Annotated in this window: 14 protein-coding genes; 7 read left to right on the forward strand and 7 right to left on the reverse strand. The window is 71.6% G+C overall.

Translation table 11 applies throughout. From position 1 onward, the window contains the following. The 3 genes from AB8Z75_RS16980 to AB8Z75_RS16990 form a co-directional block, all read right to left on the reverse strand. On the reverse strand, positions 1-1306 hold a 1306-nt coding region (locus AB8Z75_RS16980), incomplete at its 3' end, for a M60 family metallopeptidase (RefSeq protein ID WP_369202807.1). 171 nt (positions 1307-1477) lie between these two features. After that, entirely contained in the window at positions 1478-2575 is a 1098-nt protein-coding gene (locus AB8Z75_RS16985) for a LacI family DNA-binding transcriptional regulator (protein ID WP_369202809.1), read from the reverse strand. 62 nt (positions 2576-2637) lie between these two features. Continuing rightward, positions 2638-3624, reverse strand: coding sequence for a hydroxyacid dehydrogenase (locus AB8Z75_RS16990; RefSeq protein WP_369202811.1), 987 nt, complete (start codon positions 3622-3624; stop codon positions 2638-2640). Between the two features lie 276 nt (positions 3625-3900). Here AB8Z75_RS16990 and AB8Z75_RS16995 point away from each other — a divergent pair, with 276 nt between their 5' ends. The 5 genes from AB8Z75_RS16995 to AB8Z75_RS17015 all read left to right on the forward strand — a co-directional run bounded on the left by AB8Z75_RS16995 (position 3901) and on the right by AB8Z75_RS17015 (position 11314). Beyond that, positions 3901-4899, forward strand: a complete 999-nt coding sequence (locus AB8Z75_RS16995) for an ABC transporter permease (protein WP_369202812.1) — start codon at positions 3901-3903, stop codon at positions 4897-4899. Positions 4900-5020: 121 nt separating this feature from the next. Next, positions 5021-5881, forward strand: a complete 861-nt coding sequence (locus AB8Z75_RS17000; protein ID WP_369202813.1) for a carbohydrate ABC transporter permease — start codon at positions 5021-5023, stop codon at positions 5879-5881. Between the two features lie 62 nt (positions 5882-5943). Continuing rightward, entirely contained in the window at positions 5944-7617 is a 1674-nt protein-coding gene (locus tag AB8Z75_RS17005; RefSeq protein ID WP_369202815.1) for an extracellular solute-binding protein, read from the forward strand. Further along, entirely contained in the window at positions 7614-9104 is a 1491-nt protein-coding gene (locus AB8Z75_RS17010; RefSeq protein WP_369202817.1) for a M1 family metallopeptidase, read from the forward strand. The genes AB8Z75_RS17005 and AB8Z75_RS17010 overlap by 4 nt, the downstream gene beginning before the upstream one ends. Before the next feature lie 41 nt (positions 9105-9145). Next, on the forward strand, positions 9146-11314 hold the full coding sequence (locus tag AB8Z75_RS17015) for a right-handed parallel beta-helix repeat-containing protein (protein WP_369202829.1): 2169 nt from the start codon (positions 9146-9148) through the stop codon (positions 11312-11314). A gap of 69 nt (positions 11315-11383) precedes the next feature. Here AB8Z75_RS17015 and AB8Z75_RS17020 read toward each other — a convergent pair whose 3' ends face one another. From AB8Z75_RS17020 to AB8Z75_RS17035, 4 genes are all read right to left on the reverse strand, one after another. After that, entirely contained in the window at positions 11384-11917 is a 534-nt protein-coding gene (locus tag AB8Z75_RS17020) for a ferritin-like domain-containing protein (protein WP_369202819.1), read from the reverse strand. Positions 11918-12014: 97 nt separating this feature from the next. Further along, on the reverse strand, positions 12015-14141 hold the full coding sequence (locus AB8Z75_RS17025; RefSeq protein ID WP_369202821.1) for a fructose-specific PTS transporter subunit EIIC: 2127 nt from the start codon (positions 14139-14141) through the stop codon (positions 12015-12017). 64 nt (positions 14142-14205) lie between these two features. After that, positions 14206-15153 carry a 1-phosphofructokinase gene (gene pfkB / locus AB8Z75_RS17030; RefSeq protein WP_369202823.1) on the reverse strand — a complete coding sequence of 316 codons (948 nt, stop codon included), beginning with the start codon at positions 15151-15153 and terminating at the stop codon, positions 14206-14208. Beyond that, entirely contained in the window at positions 15150-15911 is a 762-nt protein-coding gene (locus AB8Z75_RS17035; RefSeq protein ID WP_369202831.1) for a DeoR/GlpR family DNA-binding transcription regulator, read from the reverse strand. The genes pfkB and AB8Z75_RS17035 overlap by 4 nt, the downstream gene beginning before the upstream one ends. Positions 15912-16007: 96 nt before the next feature. On the opposite strand from AB8Z75_RS17035, the gene AB8Z75_RS17040 reads away from it, so the two are divergent. Both AB8Z75_RS17040 and AB8Z75_RS17045 read left to right on the forward strand, forming a co-directional pair. Further along, positions 16008-16214 carry a hypothetical protein gene (locus tag AB8Z75_RS17040; protein WP_369202825.1) on the forward strand — a complete coding sequence of 69 codons (207 nt, stop codon included), beginning with the start codon at positions 16008-16010 and terminating at the stop codon, positions 16212-16214. Positions 16215-16233: 19 nt separating this feature from the next. Beyond that, complete coding sequence (locus tag AB8Z75_RS17045) at positions 16234-16830, forward strand: DinB family protein (RefSeq protein ID WP_369202827.1); 597 nt, start codon at positions 16234-16236, stop codon at positions 16828-16830. Positions 16831-16873: the final 43 nt, after the last annotated feature.

Genomic DNA, 16873 nt, shown 5'->3' on the forward strand with positions numbered 1-16873 from the left:
GTTCGGGCAGGTGGAGGGCGGCCAGTTCGGCGCGGCCCACCGCGTCGATGGGGAAGGCCCAGGTGTGCACGAAGAAGTCGGTGAGGTCGTGCCCGGCGACGCGGCTCGCGTAGGTGGCCAGCGCGCGGTAGCGCTCGGCGTCCTGGTCCGGCGAGGACTGCGGATTCTCCTCGCGTACGAGTCGGTGCAACCGGGGCCAGAAGTCGTCGCCGAAGGCGAGTTCGAGCTGGCGGAGGGGAACGAGCTTCTCGTAGGCGCCGAACGATTTCTCGTACGCCAGCCCGTCCGTGCCGAACTTCCCGAGCGCGGACTGGAAGGGGTTGAGACCGGTGGCCGGGTCGACGGTCAGGAGGTTCGAGGGCCGGCCCAGAGTGCGTTGCGCCGCGAGAGAGTAGATGTTGACCGTGACCTCCGTCATCCCGCCGGGCTTGTACGCGAACTGCTGGTGCAGGTGCCCGAGTTCGTGGTAAAGGCCCCAGCCGCGGGTGCGGAGCCCCTCCACCGTGGTCGCCCGGTCGAGATAGGCACGGGGAAACCCGTTGTACCCGTGGGTGGCGTACGCACCGACGCCTGAGGGCACCTTGCTGACCTCGGTGAAGTGGTAGGGCCCCGCCTTGCGCCGGTGTACGGGCCGCGCACCGTCGAGGCCGCTGATCCGGGCGTGCGAGGCGATGATCGTCTCGACCAGCTCCAGCAGGGCGGCGTGGTCCTCGTCCCGGTACCGCAGCGCGCCTTCCCGGGTCAGCGTCATGAGGGTGTGCGGTGCGTACAGCTCCACGCAGGGGACGTCGGTGAACGAGTCCAGGCTGCGCTGGTAGGTGTCTTCGCCGGTGTGGTGCAGGGAGAAGACCGGCATGGGGACCGCGCCGTCGCCGAAGACCACGGTGGCGCGCTCGCCCGCTCCGGCCAGGGTGAGGTAGACGGGACCGCCGTGCGGGTCCGTCACGGTGTTGGCGCCGGGGGCGAGCGGGTAGCTGCGGGGCTCGGTGACCGAGCCGTAGTAGTCCCACAGCCCGACCCGGAGTGTCGGTACGAGACCGTCGTGGGGGCGCACCTGGAGGCGGAGCCGGGCGCCGGGTGGCAGGTAGCGTCCGGTCGGCTGGAACTCGCTGCCGCGCAGCGCCTGGGCCAGGCGCAGACGCTCGTCCTCGGCGGCCGGGCGGGCGGTGACCGTGACGCTGGGGCCGGCGTCCGGGCGGGCGGCCCAGGCGTTGCCTGTACCGAGTGCGGTCGCCGCGCCTGTGGCGGCCAGTGCGGCCAGGAGGGTGCGGCGGCCGGTCACCGGAGAAGTGCGGGAAGTGCGCATCCTTGGCTCCTTCGGACAGGAGGGGCGTCGGGGCGGCGGGCCGGGCAGTGGAGGTGACGGGTGGGACGTGCCCCGCAGCGCAGCATGTAAGCGGTTGCTGCCGGTGGCAAGAGGAGCCGGTGAGTTTCTGTTTTTTACTATGACCGCCGGTGTGCCGTGGGTAGTAAGCGGTCACTTGCGGCCGCGGCGTGCGCGCCGCGGCGCGACGGAGTCCCGCACCACGATGTGCGTGCCCAGGCGCACCGCACCCGTGCTGGGCTCACGCCAGGGGTCCTCGTCCTCGTCGCACAGGGCGACGCGCACGGCCTGCCGCCCCAACTCCTCGAGCGGCACGTGCACGGTCGTCAGCCGGGGGCGCATCTCCTGCGCCACCGGCACGTCGTCGTACCCGACCAGGGAGACGTCCTGCGGCACCCGTACCCCGGCCTCCTCCAGCGCCTGGGCCGCTCCCGCGGCCACGATGTCGTTCGCCGCGAAGACCGCGGTGAACCGGGTGCCGTGCCTGAGCACCTCGGCCATCCGCCGGGCGCCGAAGGCCCGGCTGAAGGCGCCGGGCTGTTCCAGCGCGGAGTCCGCTTCGACGCCGCGCAGTTCCAGGGCGCGCCGGTGGCCCGCGAGCCGGTCGCGGGTGGTGGAAAGACCGGGCGGCCCGCCCAGGTAGAGGATGCGCTCGTGCCCCTGCGTCAGCAGGTGGTCGGTGAGGGCGAACGCGCCGCCCTCGTTGTCGTACTCGACCGACGCGGTGGGCACGCGCTCACCCAGCGGGGGCCTGCCGCACAGCACGAGCTTGGCGCCGTCAGCGTCCAACTCGTGTGCCCGGCGGGCCAGTTCCCCCGTGTACGCGCGGTCGGCGACGCTTCCGCCCACCACGATCACCGCGTCGGCGCGGCGCTCGTGCATCAGCTCGACGAAGGCGAGTTCCCGCTGCGGATCGCCCTGGGTGCAGCAGACCAGGCACAGCCGGCCGCCTCGGGCCGCCTCGCGTTCCACCCCTCGTGCGATGTAGGCGTAGAACGGGTCCACCACGTCGTTGACGATGATGCCCACGGTCCGCGCCGACACTCCCGCCAGCGCCCGTGCGTGGGCGTTGACGACGTAGCCCAGCTCCCGTATCGCCTTCTCGACGCGCTCCCGCGTCGCCGTGGCGACCGGGTAGTTGCGGTTGAGCACCCGCGAGACGGTCGCGGTGGAGACCCCCGCGCGCCGCGCCACGTCGGTGACCGTCGAGCGGCGCCCTCCGTCCGTGTCCGTGCCGCTCTGGCGCCCCATACGGCCCCTCTCCTCCGTGACGTCGTGTGGCGCAGAGCTTATGACCCGCGGCGTGCCGTGCGTCATGCGAGGCGCTCCAACTCGGCTTCCAGTACCGGGTGGGCGAACGGCTCGCCGCGCGCGAAGCGGACCAACTCGTCGACGGCCTGTGCGCCGAGCCTGGCGGTCTCGTTGCCCTGGGCGCCGGCCAGGTGCGGGGTGAGCAGCACGTTGGGGAGATCCCACAGCGGGTGGTGCGGCGGAAGCGGTTCGGGTTCTGTGACGTCGAGTACGGCGTCGATCCGCCCCCGCACCAGGTGGTCGGTGAGTGCCTCGGTGTCGACGAGGGCGCCGCGCGCGGTGTTGACGAGCAGCGTGCCGGGACGCATGAGGCCGATCCGGCGGGCGTCGAGCAGGTGGCGTGTCGCCGGGGTCTGCGGAGCATGCACCGTCACCACGTCACTGGTGGCCATGAGGGTGTCCAGCTCGACCCGGGTGACCCCCAGCGCGTCCGCCTCGGCGGCGGTCACGTAGGGGTCGTAGAGGGTGATGTCGGCGTCGAGGGCGCCCAGCAGCTCGATGACGCGCCGTCCGGTTCTGGATCCGCCGACGACGCCGATGGTCAGCCCGTTGGTGCCGAGCCAGTGCTGGCGGCTCAGGTCGGCGGCCGTGCGGTGGGTGCGCCGGCCGCGGAAGAGGTGGGCGAGGGGAAAGGCGCGCTTGGCACCCATGATGATGGCGGCCAGCGTGAACTCGGCCACCGGCACGGAGTTCGCGGCGGCTGCGGACGACACGACGATGCCGCGCTCGAAGACGGCGGGGCCGAGGAAGGTCTTGACCGTGCCGGCGGCGTGGATGACCGCCCGCAGGGCGGGGGCGCGCTCCAGTACGGACGCGTCCACCGGCGGGCAGCCCCAGCCGGTGAGCAGGACCTCGCAGCGCGCCAGCGCCTCGCGGGCTTCGGGTGAGGAGAACTCGCCGACCGGCGCGGGCGCCTGGAGGTCCGCGGTCTCTTCGAGGAGGGCTCTGGCGGGGGCCGGGAAGAGCTGGTCGAGCAGGCCTGACGTCATGGCCAGCAGGGTGCGCGGCCGACGGGAGGGCTGTGCCGTGGTGTCCGTACCGGTGTGAGCCGGTGCCTCGTCGGTAGTGCGCACCTTGCCTCCGGACAGTAAACGCATTCTATGGGCTGCCGGAAAAGCTATGGAGTCACTGAGCCCCCGTCAAGCGGTCGCCGAGCGCGCAGCCGAGAGCCCCATGGCACATCTCTTGACGTTGCGCGTAAGCGATTACTACGTTGCGGGCGCAGTAGGCCCCGTGGCATCGCCCCAGCCCGACAGGACCGGATCATGGCTGACACAGCTCCACCGACACCGCTGGACACCCCACCCCGGAGCGCCCGAAGACCGCCCTCCCCGGCGCCGGTTCGCCGCCTGACCCTCTGGCAGCGCATCAAGCGGGACAAGGTGATGCTGCTGCTCGCCCTGCCCGGACTCGTCTACTTCGTGGTCTTCCACTACGTGCCGCTGCTCGGCTACATGGTGGCCTTCCAGGACTACCAGCCCTACCTCGGCTACATGCACAGCGTCTGGGTCGGCTTCACCAACTTCACCACCGCGTTCGCGCAGCCCGCCTTCTGGTCCGCGGTCGGCAACACGCTGCAGATCGCCGTGATCCAGCTGGTCTTCTTCTTCCCCGTCCCCATCGGTCTCGCCCTGCTGCTCAACAGCGTCGTCAGCGACCGGATCCGCCGCTTCGTGCAGAGCGTGGTCTACCTTCCGCACTTCATCGGCTGGGTCATCATCGTCTCGATCTTCCAGCAGATCCTCGGCGGCGCGGGAGCCCTTCCCGACGTCCTCGGAAGCCTCGGACTGCCCCGCTACGACATGATGAGCGACCCGGAGGCCTTCCCCTGGCTGCTCACCCTCCAGATGGTGTGGAAGGACGCGGGCTGGGGCACCATCATCATCCTCGCCGCGCTGCTGAACATCGACCGCCAGAGCTACGAGGCCGCGGCCATCGACGGAGCCGGACCGGCCCGCCGGCTGTGGCACGTGACCCTGCCAGGGCTCGCCCCCGTGATCATCCTGCTGCTGATCCTCAACCTGGGCCAGGTCCTGTCCGTGGGCTTCGAACAGATCCTGCTGCAGCGCGACGCGGTCGGCCCCGGCGCCGGAGAAGTCCTCGACACCTACGTGTACTACCACGGCATCAAGGACAACGACTGGGGTGTCGCCGCCGCCGTGGGCCTCATCAAGGCGGTCATCGGCACCGCCCTCGTCCTGGGTGCCAACAAGGTCGCCCACCGCCTCGGCCACGAAGGGGTGTACCGCGGTGCTGACCGCTGAACAGACCACGCAAGAGGCGGCCCCGGGGCCGGACACCGGCGCCGGGGCGAGGAACAAGCCTCCCTCCCGACGCCTGCCCACGGTCCGCGGACGCGGCAGCGCGCCGGCCCGCCCACCGTGGATGGAGAAGCCGAGGAAGACCACGCTGGTGGCGAAGGCCGCCGTCCTGGCCGTGGTCGTCCTCGCGGTCGCCTACCCGCTGCTGGGCGTGATCGGGACGAGCTTCGCCTCCCAGACCGACATCGTCAAAAGCACCGGGCTCGTCCTGTGGCCCGACCACCCCACCCTGGAGGCGTACCGCACCATCTTCACCGGCGGAGTCGTCCTGCGCGCCCTGCTGGTGAGCATCGGCATCACGGTTCTCGGCACCGCCGCCAGCCTGCTGATCACCATAGGCATGGCCTACGGGCTCTCCCGGCGGGACGTCACAGGAGCGCGGTTCATGCTGATGACGGCCCTGTTCACGATGCTGTTCAACCCCGGCATCATCCCCAACTTCCTGCTCGTCAACGAGCTGGGGCTGTACGACACCTACGCCGCGCTCGTGCTGCCCACCCTGGTCAGCGCGTTCAATCTGGTGGTGCTCCGCTCGTTCTTCATGAACCTGCCCGGCGAACTCTTCGACGCCGCACGGGTGGACGGCGCCGGAGACCTGCGCATCCTGGTGCGCCTGGTCCTGCCACTGTCCAAAGCCGTCCTCGCGGTCATCAGCCTCTTCTACGCCGTCACCTACTGGAACGCGTTCTTCAACGCCCTGCTGTACCTCGACGACTCCGAGAAGTGGCCGATCCCCCTGGTGCTGCGCACCTTCGTCCTCCAGGGGCAGAGCCTGGGCGGCACAGCACTCGGCGAGAGCACCGCGCCGCACCAGTCCGTGCAGATGGCCGTCCTGGTCGTCGCCGTCGTCCCGATCCTGCTCGTCTACCCCTTCCTGCAGCGCTACTTCACCAAGGGCGTCCTGACCGGAGCCATCAAGGGCTGAGGCCCTCGACGCCCTCACCCGCTCCGCTTCCCTCTCCCCGTCTCACGCAAGGAGACCGCACGGTGCCGTCCTCCACCCCCATCGACCGAAGAGCGCTCCTGCGAACCGGAGCCGGGCTCTGCCTCGCCCTGACCGCCGCCCCGCTGGTGACCGCGTGCGGAGACGGCGGCACGAAAGCCCGGGCCGGCACCAGGAGCGCCGCACTCCTGCCGCACACCACGGTGCGCGACATCGGCGTCAAGCCGGATCTGCCCGGCACCGCCGAGGGCGTGCCGCAGGCCTTCTTCCGCTACCCGGCCAAGCCGCTGCCCGCCGTGCGGGGCCGCCCCCTCAAGGGCGCCGAACCGGTCTCGGCGGCCATGGAGACCTTCGCCCCACCGCCGGCCGGACGCGAGAGGAACGCCGCCTGGCAAGCGATCGAGAAGAAGCTGGGCGGCACCGTCGACCTCACCGCCGTGCCGGCCGACGACTATCCGAGCAAGTTCTCCACCATGGTGGCAGGCGACAACCTGCCCGACCTCTTCATGTACCCGGAGACGGGCGGCGTCGACAACAAGGCCGGTTTCCTCGCCGCCACCTGCGCCGACCTCACGCCCTTCCTCGCCGGGGACGAGGTCGAGGCGTACCCCAACCTCGCCGCCATCCCGAAGGGCGCCTGGCAGAAGGCGATCTACGACGGGAAGCTCTACGGCGTCCCGATCTCCCGGGCGGTCACGGGCGGCGCCGGCTTCTACCGCCACGATCTCTTCGCCGGGGCCGGTGTCTCCGACCTCGACGAGATCACCGGGCTCGACCGGTTCACGGAGCTGTGCAAGGAGCTCACCCGCCCCAAACAGGACCAGTACGCGATCATGGCGGACGTCACCAACCTGCTCGCCATGTCGGCCGGAGCGCCCTACCACTGGCGGATGGACGCCAAGACCGGCAAGTTCACCGCCGACCTGGAGACCGACGAGTACCGGCTCGCCGTCGAGACCGCCCGCAAGCTGCACCGGGCAGGCTGCTTCTACCCCGGTTCACTCGGCATGTCCGGCGCCCAGAAAGCCCAGTACACGGACCTGTTCAAGAACGGCAAGGCCGCCTACGTCTACGACGGCATGCCGCCCTACCTGACGCCCAGCACCGGATACGTCGCCGCGATGGCCGCGGTCGACGAGAAGTACGACCCCCGCCCCATGACGCCCTTCGGCGCCGGGGCCGTCTCCTGGACGGACAACCTCAGTCTCTCCACCACCTTTATCAAGAAGGCGCCGGCCGCACGCGTCAAGCAGCTCCTCGCCCTCGCCGACTTCGTCGCGGCTCCCTTCGGCAGCGAGGAGTACACGCTCATCAACTACGGCGTCGAGGGCACCGACTTCACCCGCGACGGCAACGGCAACCCGGTGCTCACCAAACGGGGCACCCAGGACGTGGCCGCACCGTGGAAGATGCTCGCCTCCGCCGTGCCCGCCGTCTTCAGCCCCACCTCGAAGGACGCGGTGCGGCACGCCCACGCGGCCTACTCGAAGATGATCCCGATGCTGGCCCCCGACCCCACCCTCTCGGTCTTCTCGCCGACCTGGGAGGCCAAGGGCACGGGCAGCCTCCACACGCTCAAGCAGGACGGCCTCAAGGACATCATCTCGGGCCGCAAACCGATGTCGGCCTACGACAGCCTCGTCAAGGACTACCTCGACAAGGGCGCGGGGAAGGCCCGCAGCGAGTTCGAGGAAGCCGTCCAGAAGGGGAAGAAATGAGCCCTCGGCCCTCCAGCAGACGTGCCGCCCTGCGGCTGGGCGGCACGGCGGTGGCCGCCGCACTCGCCGTGCCCGCCCTCGGCGCACCCGCCCAAGCCGCCGGCGCCGCCGGGAAAGCGGGCTTCGACCCGCGGCCCGGCTCCGACGGCCTCGGCGATCCCCTCTTCCCGACCCTCGGCAACGGCGGATACCAGGTCAGCCACTACGACCTGACCTTCGACTTCACCCCGGTGACCTACGACTTCACCGGCTGCGTGACCCTGCGGGCCAGGGCGACCCAGGACCTGTCGGCCTTCAACCTGGACACCGACGGGCACACGATCGACTCCGTCACCGTGGACGGCCGGGCGGCACCGTGGTCGCTGTCCGAGGGGGAGAGCGGCCAGGAGCTCACCGTCACCCCCCGGCGCCCGCTGCGCCGCTCCACCGCCTTCACGGTCGAGATCCGCTACCACGGCAACGGCAAGGCGCCCCGCTTGGGCCTGACCGGCTGGAGATTCGGTTCCGACGGCGGCTTCGCCTGCGCCGCCCAGTCCTCCCGGGCCGACACCTTCTTCCCCTGCAACGACCACCCCTCAGACAAGGCGACCTGGACGTTCCACATCAGCGCCCCGAAGGGGTACGTCGCCACGGCGAACGGCGAACTGCTGCACAGGACACCGCGCTCGGACGGCTCCACCGTCTGGCACTTCGCCCTGCGCGAGCGCATGGCCACCGAGCTCGTGGGCATCGCGGTGGTCAAGGGCACCTACCTGTACGGCAGCGGTCCTCGCGGCCTGCCGTTGCGGCACGTCGTCCCCCAGGGGCAGGAGGAGACGTACCGCCCGGTCGTCGACCGTACCGCCGACCACCTCGCCTGGCTGGAGGACAGGTTCGGGCGTTACCCGTTCTCCGTGTACGGCTGCCACATCTACGACGGTTACTCCGACGCGCTGGAGAACCAGACCCTCAGCCTCTTCTCCACCGACTGGTTCAAGCCCGACGCACAGGGACGTCCTGTCTGGGAGACCACGATGGTGCACGAGTTGGTGCACCAGTGGTACGGCGACTCCGTCACCCCCGCCGACTGGCAGCAGGCGTGGCTGAACGAGGGGCCCGCCGTCTACTACGCCGCGGTCTACGGCGAGGAGCGGGGCTGGTCGGTCCTGGAGGACAAGATGCGGGCCACGTACGCGGAACTCGACGAGGTCCGCGCCGAGCACGGGCCGCCGGGGCTGCCCCGGGAGTTGGGCGGCACCAATATCTACGACGGCGGCGCCCTGGTCCTGTACGCCCTGCGCCTGCGTACCGGCGAGCGGCGGTTCTCCCGCGTCATGCGGCTGTGGCCCGAGCGCTTCAAGGACCGGAACGTCACCAGTGAGGACTTCATCCGGCACACCGTGCGCGTCACCGGCGACCGCTCCCTCGACCACTTCCTGCGCGACTGGCTCTTCGGCGCCGTCAACCCGCCGATGCCCGACCACCCCGACTGGAAGGCAGACGCGTGAGACGCCTCACCGAAGCAGCACGGGCCCTCGTCACTGCGCTGTTGGCCGCGGCACTCCTCCTGGTCACCGGCCCGCCGTCCGCGCACGCCGAAAGCGGCCCCCGCACCCTGTACGCGGCCCCGCACGGCCACGGCGACTCCTGCACCCGCGCACGGCCGTGTTCCCTTCAGGGCGCGCGGGACGAGGCGCGCACCCGGACCGGCCGCGACACCCGCATACTTCTCCGCTCGGGCACCTACACCCGCACCGAGCCGCTGCGCCTGGACGAGCGGGACTCGGGACGGGGAGGCCACAGCGTCACCTGGGCCGCGGCACCCGGAGCCCACCCCGTACTGTCCGGAGGCCGTGCACTGACCGGCTGGTCCCGCAACGGGGACGGCACCTGGACGGCCGGCGTGCCGGACGGGGTCACCCCGCGCCAGCTGTTCGTGAACGGCGAGCGCGCGGTGCGGGCGCGCGGCGCGGCGTGCCCGGCCGACGTGTGCGACGCGACCAAGGACGGCATGAGCGGGGCCCGAGCCACCGGAATCGCGGACTGGCGCAGCCCCACCGACGCGGAAGCCGTCATCAGGGTCCGCTGGCGCAACTACCACTGCCGCATCACCGGCTTGAGTGGTGACGACCTGACGTTCGCCCAGCCGTGCTGGACCAACTCCGCCAGCGGTACCGACCGCACGGGCCCGGCCTGGGACAGCACCACCGTCGACTCCGACCGGTACACCGGTGTCGCCTTCTTCGAGAACGCCGTGGAACTCCTCGACGAACCGGGAGAGTTCGTGTGGGACTCGGCGGCGCGCACGGTCACCTACCTGCCGCGCAAGGGCGAGAACATGCGCCGGGCGCAGGCCGTCACCCCGCACACCGAGCAGCTCGTCGTGATCGACGGCGCACACGACGTCACCTTCACAGGCCTCGGGTTCGCCCACGCCGCCTACCGGCAGCCCGGCACCGACGAAGGGTACGCGGGCACCCAGGCGGGCCTCACCCTCACGGGCGCTGACGGCCCCGTCGACCACGCGGGCCGCTACTACACCAAGCCGTCGGCGGCCCTCACCGTGCGTGGCGGGCGGAACATCACCGTCGAGCGCGCACGGTTCGCCCACCTCGGGGGAGCGGGCGCGATCCTGGAAGCCGGGACGAAGGACTCGACCGTCACCCGCTCCTCCTTCACCGACCTGTCCTCCGGCGCCCTGTACGTGGGGGACACCGAGCCGCGGCCCGACGAGGCGCTCGCGGGTGAGCGCAACACCGTCTCCTACAACACCGTCCGTGACACAGGCGTCGAGTACACCGACGCCGTCGGCATCTGGGCCGGTTACGAGGCGGAGCTGACCATCGACCACAACACGCTCGACCACCTGCCCTACTCGGGCGTCTCGGTCGGCTGGGGCTGGAACCAACCGGAGGCCCAGCGGTCCGTCCTCCGCGACAACAAGATCACCAACAACCGCATCACGCACGTCATGGAGGTCTCCCGCGCCCAGCACGACGGCGGCGCCCTCTACACCCAGGGCTCCCAGCCTGGCACGGTGATCTCCGGCAACTACATCAACCGCTCCGGTTACGGCAACACCGAACGCGACGGCAACGGCATCTACCTCGACGAGCAGAGCAGCCACCTGCGCGTCGAGCGCAACGTGATCACCCGCGTCGGTTACAAGTGGGTCTCCAACTGGGCCGACTACGGGATCGAGAACACCGTCCGCGGCAACTGGACCGACACCGCCGCGCCCGCCCTCGGCGGCGAGGGCTCCGTCATGACGGGCAACCACACAGGACTCGACGAACTGCCCGCAGACGCTCTGCGCACTGTCGCCTCGGCCGGAGCCCGCACGGCCCCCGCCGAGCACCTGCGGCGCGACCTGGCGCGCGAGGGCACGGCGAGCCAGTCGTCGACCGACGGCTCGGCCTCGGCGAGCCGCGCGCTCGACGGCGACACCACGACCGACACCCGAACGCTCGGCGAGAAGGGGGCCTGGTGGCGCGTCGACCTCGGCCGCGCCCGGCACGTCAGCCGGATCGAGGTCTGGAACGACGCCTCGATGACGACCACCGGATTCGACGTGGTCACGGACACGGGAACCGTCCACGTCGCGGGCAAGGCCCTGCGACCCAGTCTGGTCGACCTGGCCGGCAGCACCCGCTACGTGACGATCAGAGCGACCGGCACCGGCCGGGTCGCGCTCGCCCACGTCCTCGTCCATCCGTGACCGCTCGCCCGAAGACGCCGCGGTGCTCCGCGTGGGACGAGGACCCGCGTCTGGCGCCGGTGCCGGCGGTCAGCCGCCCAAAAGGTCGAGCAGGTCGTCGGCGTGGTCCTCCTCCTCTTCGAGGATGCTCTCCATGACCCGCCGCGTCGTGGGGTCCTTGTCCCCCAGCCAGCGGATGATCTCCTGGTAGACGCCGATGACGATGCGCTCCGCCTCCAGGTTGTCCCGGAGCATCTGTTGCAGCTCGTTGTCGGGGGTGGCGGTGTAGTCGGTGTGGGAGCGCCGGGCCACGGTGGCCGGGTCGAAGTCGGGCTCCCCGCCCAACTGGGAGATGCGCTCGGCGGCGCGCAGCGCGTGATCCCACTCCTCTTTCGCGTGCTCGGTGAACTCCGCCGAGACCTGCGCCCGGTCGATACCGGTCGCGGAGATGGCGTGCCGGGTGTAGCGCATCCAGCACACGATCTCGGTGGCGACCACGTCGTTGAGAACGGCCACCACGCGGTCCCGGTCGGCGCCGTAGGTGCCCGTCACCGGCCCGCCTTCCATCTTCGCCCGGGCGTCGGCACGGATGCGGCTCACGTCGACAACGAAATCGTCCGTCATGCTTCAAGTCCTTCGCGGGCTCGGAGAGGGTTCGGTCGACAAGTAGAAATCCCCGAGCCCTCGGCGTCCGGCCAACGCGCTCCAGCGCGCTCGCACGTCACCCCAGCGGAGGCTGCGCGGGGGCGCCGCTCGCCGTCTCCGCGGGGGCGCCGGTCGCCGTCGGGTTCGGGCGGGCAGCTGCCGCCCGCGGGTGACGGCCCTTCAGGACGAGGACGAGACCGGCCGCCACCGCCGTACCCGCCGCGATGGCGACCAGATACGGCAGCGGGTTCCCGATCAGCGGGACCACGAACGCTCCTCCGTGCGGAGCCCGCAGCGTGGAGCCGAAGGCCATCGACAGCGCGCCGGTGACCGCGCCGCCCGCCATCGCGGAGGGGATGACCCGCAGCGGGTCCGCCGCGGCGAAGGGGATCGCGCCCTCGGTGATGAAGGAGGCCCCCAGCACCCAGGCGGCCTTCCCGTTCTCCCGCTCGGTCCGGGTGAACAGCTTCCCGCGCACCGTCGTGGCCAGCGCCATCGCCAGCGGAGGGACCATGCCGGCCGCCATCACCGCGGCCATCACCTTCAGGCTGCCGTCGTTCGGGTCGGCCAGGCCGCCCACCGCGAAGGCGTACGCGACCTTGTTCAGCGGGCCGCCGAGGTCGAAGCACATCATCAGGCCCAGCACCACGCCGAGGACGACGGCGTTGGATCCGGACAGACCGCCGAGCCAGTCGGTCAGCGCCTTTTGGAGGGCCGCGATCGGCTCACCGATCACGACGAACAGCAAAAAGCCCACGAGCGCGGAGGCGATGAGCGGGATCACCAGCACCGGCATGATGCCGCGCAGCGTCGGCGGGATGCGCACGCGCTGGATCGCCTGCACCACGCCGCCCGCGATCAGGCCGGCGACCAGGCCGCCGAGGAAGCCGGCGTCGATGGTCACAGCGATCGACCCGCCCACGAACCCGGGGACGAGGCCGGGCCGGTCGGCCATGCCGTAGGCGATGTAGCCGGCCAGTACCGGAACGAGGAAGGCGAAGGCCGCGCTGCCGACCTGGTTGAGCAGGGCGGCCCAACTGCGGACCTCGGTCCAGACGAAGTGGTCGGCGACGGACTTGGCGTCGGAGATCTCGTAGCCGCCCAGAGCGAAGGAGAGCGCGATCAACAGGCCGCCCGCGGCGACGAACGGCACCATGTAGCTGACGCCGCTCATCAGGTAGCGGCGGAGCCGCGAGCCGAAGCCCTCGCCCGGGTCCGGCTCCTCGGCGGACTCCGGGCCCTGCTCGGCCGGCCCGCTCGTCTCGCCGCGCGCTGCCTTGGCACGCACCTCGGCGACCAGTTCGGCGGGACGGTTGATCCCGGCCTTCACACCGACGTCGACGGTGGGCTTGCCGGCGAATCTGGCCTTGTCCCGCACCTCCACGTCGTGCGCGAAAATCACGGCGTCGGCGGCGGCTATGATGCCGGGCTCGACCTTGGCGAACCCGCCCGACCCCTGGGTCTCGACGGTCAGTTCGACCCCGGCCTCCTGCCCGGCACGTTCCAGGGCCTCGGCGGCCATGTACGTGTGCGCGATGCCCGTCGGGCACGAGGTGACGGCGACGATCCGGAACGGACCCCGCCCCGCGCCCGCGCCCGCGTCCGCCGACCGCGGGGCGGGCGGCGCGGAGGACCCGGCGCGACGCGCGCCCCCCTCCTCGCCCTCCGCAGGCGCCGACTGCCTGTCGTGTTCACGGTCGTGTTCTCGGTCGTGTTCTCGGTCGTGTTCTCGATCGTGTTCACGGTCGTGCGCGGTCGCCGGCCCGTCGCCACGGATCATGGCAGCCGCCGCGGCCGGATCGCGTGCGGCGCGGAGAGCCGCCGCGAACTCCTGATCCGTCAGCCGCCGCGCCAGCGCGGAGAGGATGGTCAGATGCTCGCTGTCGGCCCCGGCAGGTGCGGCGATCAGGAAGACCAGGTCGGCGGGACCGTCCGGCGCCCCGAAGTCGATGCCCCGCGCGCTGCGGCCGAACGCCAGCGCGGGCTCGGTGACGTGCTCGCTGCGGCAGTGCGGGATGCCGATGCCGCCGTCGAGACCCGTCGGCATTTGGGCCTCACGGGCGGCGACGTCGGCGAGGAAGCCGTCGAGGTCGGTGACCCTGCCGGCTGCCACCATCCGTGCGGCGAGCGTCCTGGTGGCCGCTTCCTTGCTCTCGGCGGACAGGTCGAGATCGACCAGCTCCGGGGGGATCAGCTCGCTCATCGCGACTCCTTGGTGACCGGCCGCCCGCACGGGCGGCCGGGGGACGGGAGGGGAAACCGGGTGTTCATCGCGTCGGCCTCGTCAGGGCGCGGTTCATGGGGATGTCCGTGGTCGTGGTGACCAGCGACGGATCGAGGTTGGAGGGGGCCGGCATCGCGCTGCCCGGCAGCTGCACGGCGGCGGTTCCGTACGCGACGGCGGCGGCGAGCGCCGCCCGGCCCCGGCCGCCCGCGGCCAGGAAGCCGGCCAGGGACGCGTCCCCGGCGCCGACGTCGCTGCGCGCGACCACCTCAGCCGCGGTGCCGAGGTAGGTACCGGTGTCGTCGAGGAGCAGTTGCCCGTCCGCGCCCAGGCTGGCCAGGACGGCGCGAGCACCGCGCCCGCGCAGTTCCTCGGCGGCCTTCACCGCGTCACCGACCGTCGCCAGGGGGTGCCCGACGGCCTCGGACAGTTCCGAGGCGTTCGGCTTGACCACGTCGGGCCGCTGCCCGAGCGCGGCGGTCAGGGCCGCGCCGGAGGTGTCCAGGGCGATCCTGCCTCCGGCCCGGTGGGTGCGGGCCACCACTTCCGCGTACCACTCGTCTCCCGGGCCGCGCGGCAGGCTGCCGCAGCAGGCGATCCAGTCCGCGCCCGCCGACCGCGCCCGGACGGCCTCCAGCAGCGCCTCGGCGGCTGCCCGGTCGATCTCGGGTCCTGACGCGTTGACCTTCGTGAGAGTGCCGTCCGGCTCGACGAGCGTGACGTTGACGCGGGTCGACCCGGCGACGGGAACCCCGGCCGCCTCGATGCCGTGCTCTGCGAGCAGCCGGGCGAGCAGCGCACCTTCGGGACCGCCGAGCGGAACCACCGCCACCGTACGGCCCCCTGCGGCGGCGAGCGCGCGGGAGACGTTCACGCCCTTGCCGCCCGGGTCGACCCGGTCGCCGGCCGAGCGCAGCACCGCGCCGCGCTTCAGCCCCGGCAGCTCGTAGGTGCGGTCCAGGCTGGGGTTGGGGGTCAGGGTGAGGATCACGCGCGCACCACCGCCGTGCCCCGGCGCTCGATCGTCAGGGCGTCCTGTGGGGTCAGGCCCGTGTCCGTGATCAGCAGGTCGATGTCGGAGAGGGCCCCGAAGCGGGCAAGGTGCTCCTGACCGAACTTGGCGGAGTCGCAGAGCAGTACGACACGGCGGGCAGCCGCGAGCGCGGCACGCTTGACCGCGGCCTCGGCGAGATCGGGAGTGGTGAGCCCGCCGGTGAGGGAGAAGCCGTTGGTGGCGACGAAGGCGACATCGGCCCGGATCTCGCCGTAGGCCCGCAGCGCCCAGGCGTCGACGGCGGCCCGGGTGCGGTGCCGTACCCGGCCGCCCACCAGGTGCAGGGAGATGCCGGGGTGGTCGGCGAGCCGGGCCGCGACGGGCAGCGCGTGGGTCACCACGGTGAGGGCGGAGTCGAGGGGGACGAGGGCGGCCAGCCGGGCGGCGGTGGTGCCCGCGTCGACGATGACGCTGCCCTCGGCGGGCAGCTCGGTCAGCGCGGCCTGCGCGATCCGGTCCTTCTCGTCGGCGGCCACCGCGTCCCGCTCGGCGAGGTCGGGTTCGAAGTCGAGCCGTCCCGCGGGAATGGCGCCACCGTGGACCCGGCGGATGAGTCCCGCCCTGTCCAGCACCTTCAGGTCCCGCCGTACGGTCTCCGCGGTGACCTGGAACTCCTCGGCCAGGGAGAGCACGTCCACCCGCCCGCTCTCGCGTGCCAGGCGCAGGATCTCCTGCTGCCGCTCCGGTGCGTACATGTTGTTTTGCGTCCGTTTCATGACTGTCTCTGGTGCGACGCGGCCATGCTACGAGCGAGGGACGAGGAAGTAAATGCATTCGGGCATCGAGCAGACATGAACGGACACGGCGGCGCCTACCTGCGGGGCGGCGGCAGGGCCGTCGCGGCGAGGCTGAGCGTCCACACTTCCTACGCGCAGACCGGTCCGGGGGTACTCCGGCAGAAGCGTGGGCGGATCACGGAAGCTCTCGCGGGCCACGCTGCCTCCACTCAGCGGCGGGAGCGTGCGCGTGCCGCCGAGGAGGGGGTGGAGGGCGCGTAAGGATGATTGGCTGTCCGGCATGACCGCACCGGATCCGAAGAAGGACCTCCACCGTTACCTGCAGACCGCTCGCGACGTCCTGCTGTGGAAGCTCGAAGGGCTGTCGGAGTACGACATCAGGCGCCCGCTGACGCCCACAGGCACCAATCTGCTGGGGCTGGTCAAGCACCTGTCCTACTGCGAACTGGGCTACTTCGGCGACACGTTCGGGCGCCCCGCCGACCACCTGCTGCCCCGCCTCACCCAGGACGCCGAGCCCACCGTGGACATGTGGGCGACCGCGGACGAGTCGCGCGAGGATATCGTCGGACGGTACCGCGGGGTGTGTGCGCACGCGGACACGACGATCGAAAGCCTGGCGCTGGACGCCACGGGCTGGGTTCCGCACTGGCCGGCCGAGCGGAGCGAGGTGACACTCCACCGGATCCTGGTGCACATGCTCGCCGAGACCCAGCGGCACGCGGGCCACGCCGACATCGTGCGGGAACTCGTCGACGGCGCCACCGGGATGCGGGACGGGAACGACAACATGCCGCCGGCTGACCGGGCCTGGTGGGAGAAGCACCGTCACCGTCTGGAGCAGGTGGCCCGCGGGGTGGCGGCGGACGGGTCCTGACAGCGGCCACCGGCCCGGTGGCGGGKGKYRGKRGCAGGGATCG

Origin of the sequence: Streptomyces sp. PU-14G (genome assembly GCF_041028275.1) — a bacterium.
Taxonomy (GTDB): Bacteria; Actinomycetota; Actinomycetes; order Streptomycetales; family Streptomycetaceae; genus Streptomyces.

Bases quoted from the DNA above. Each gene is read 5' to 3' on its own strand.
- AB8Z75_RS16985 (WP_369202809.1), bottom strand. From the start codon at position 2,575: ATGGGGCGCCAGAGCGGCACGGACACGGACGGAGGGCGCCGCTCGACG.
- AB8Z75_RS16990 (WP_369202811.1), bottom strand. From the start codon at position 3,624: ATGACGTCAGGCCTGCTCGACCAGCTCTTCCCGGCCCCCGCCAGAGCC.
- AB8Z75_RS16995 (WP_369202812.1), top strand. From the start codon at position 3,901: ATGGCTGACACAGCTCCACCGACACCGCTGGACACCCCACCCCGGAGC.
- AB8Z75_RS17000 (WP_369202813.1), top strand. From the start codon at position 5,021: ATGGAGAAGCCGAGGAAGACCACGCTGGTGGCGAAGGCCGCCGTCCTG.
- AB8Z75_RS17010 (WP_369202817.1), top strand. From the start codon at position 7,614: ATGAGCCCTCGGCCCTCCAGCAGACGTGCCGCCCTGCGGCTGGGCGGC.
- AB8Z75_RS17020 (WP_369202819.1), bottom strand. From the start codon at position 11,917: ATGACGGACGATTTCGTTGTCGACGTGAGCCGCATCCGTGCCGACGCC.
- AB8Z75_RS17025 (WP_369202821.1), bottom strand. From the start codon at position 14,141: ATGAGCGAGCTGATCCCCCCGGAGCTGGTCGATCTCGACCTGTCCGCC.
- AB8Z75_RS17035 (WP_369202831.1), bottom strand. From the start codon at position 15,911: ATGTACGCACCGGAGCGGCAGCAGGAGATCCTGCGCCTGGCACGCGAG.
- AB8Z75_RS17040 (WP_369202825.1), top strand. From the start codon at position 16,008: ATGAACGGACACGGCGGCGCCTACCTGCGGGGCGGCGGCAGGGCCGTC.
- AB8Z75_RS17045 (WP_369202827.1), top strand. From the start codon at position 16,234: ATGACCGCACCGGATCCGAAGAAGGACCTCCACCGTTACCTGCAGACC.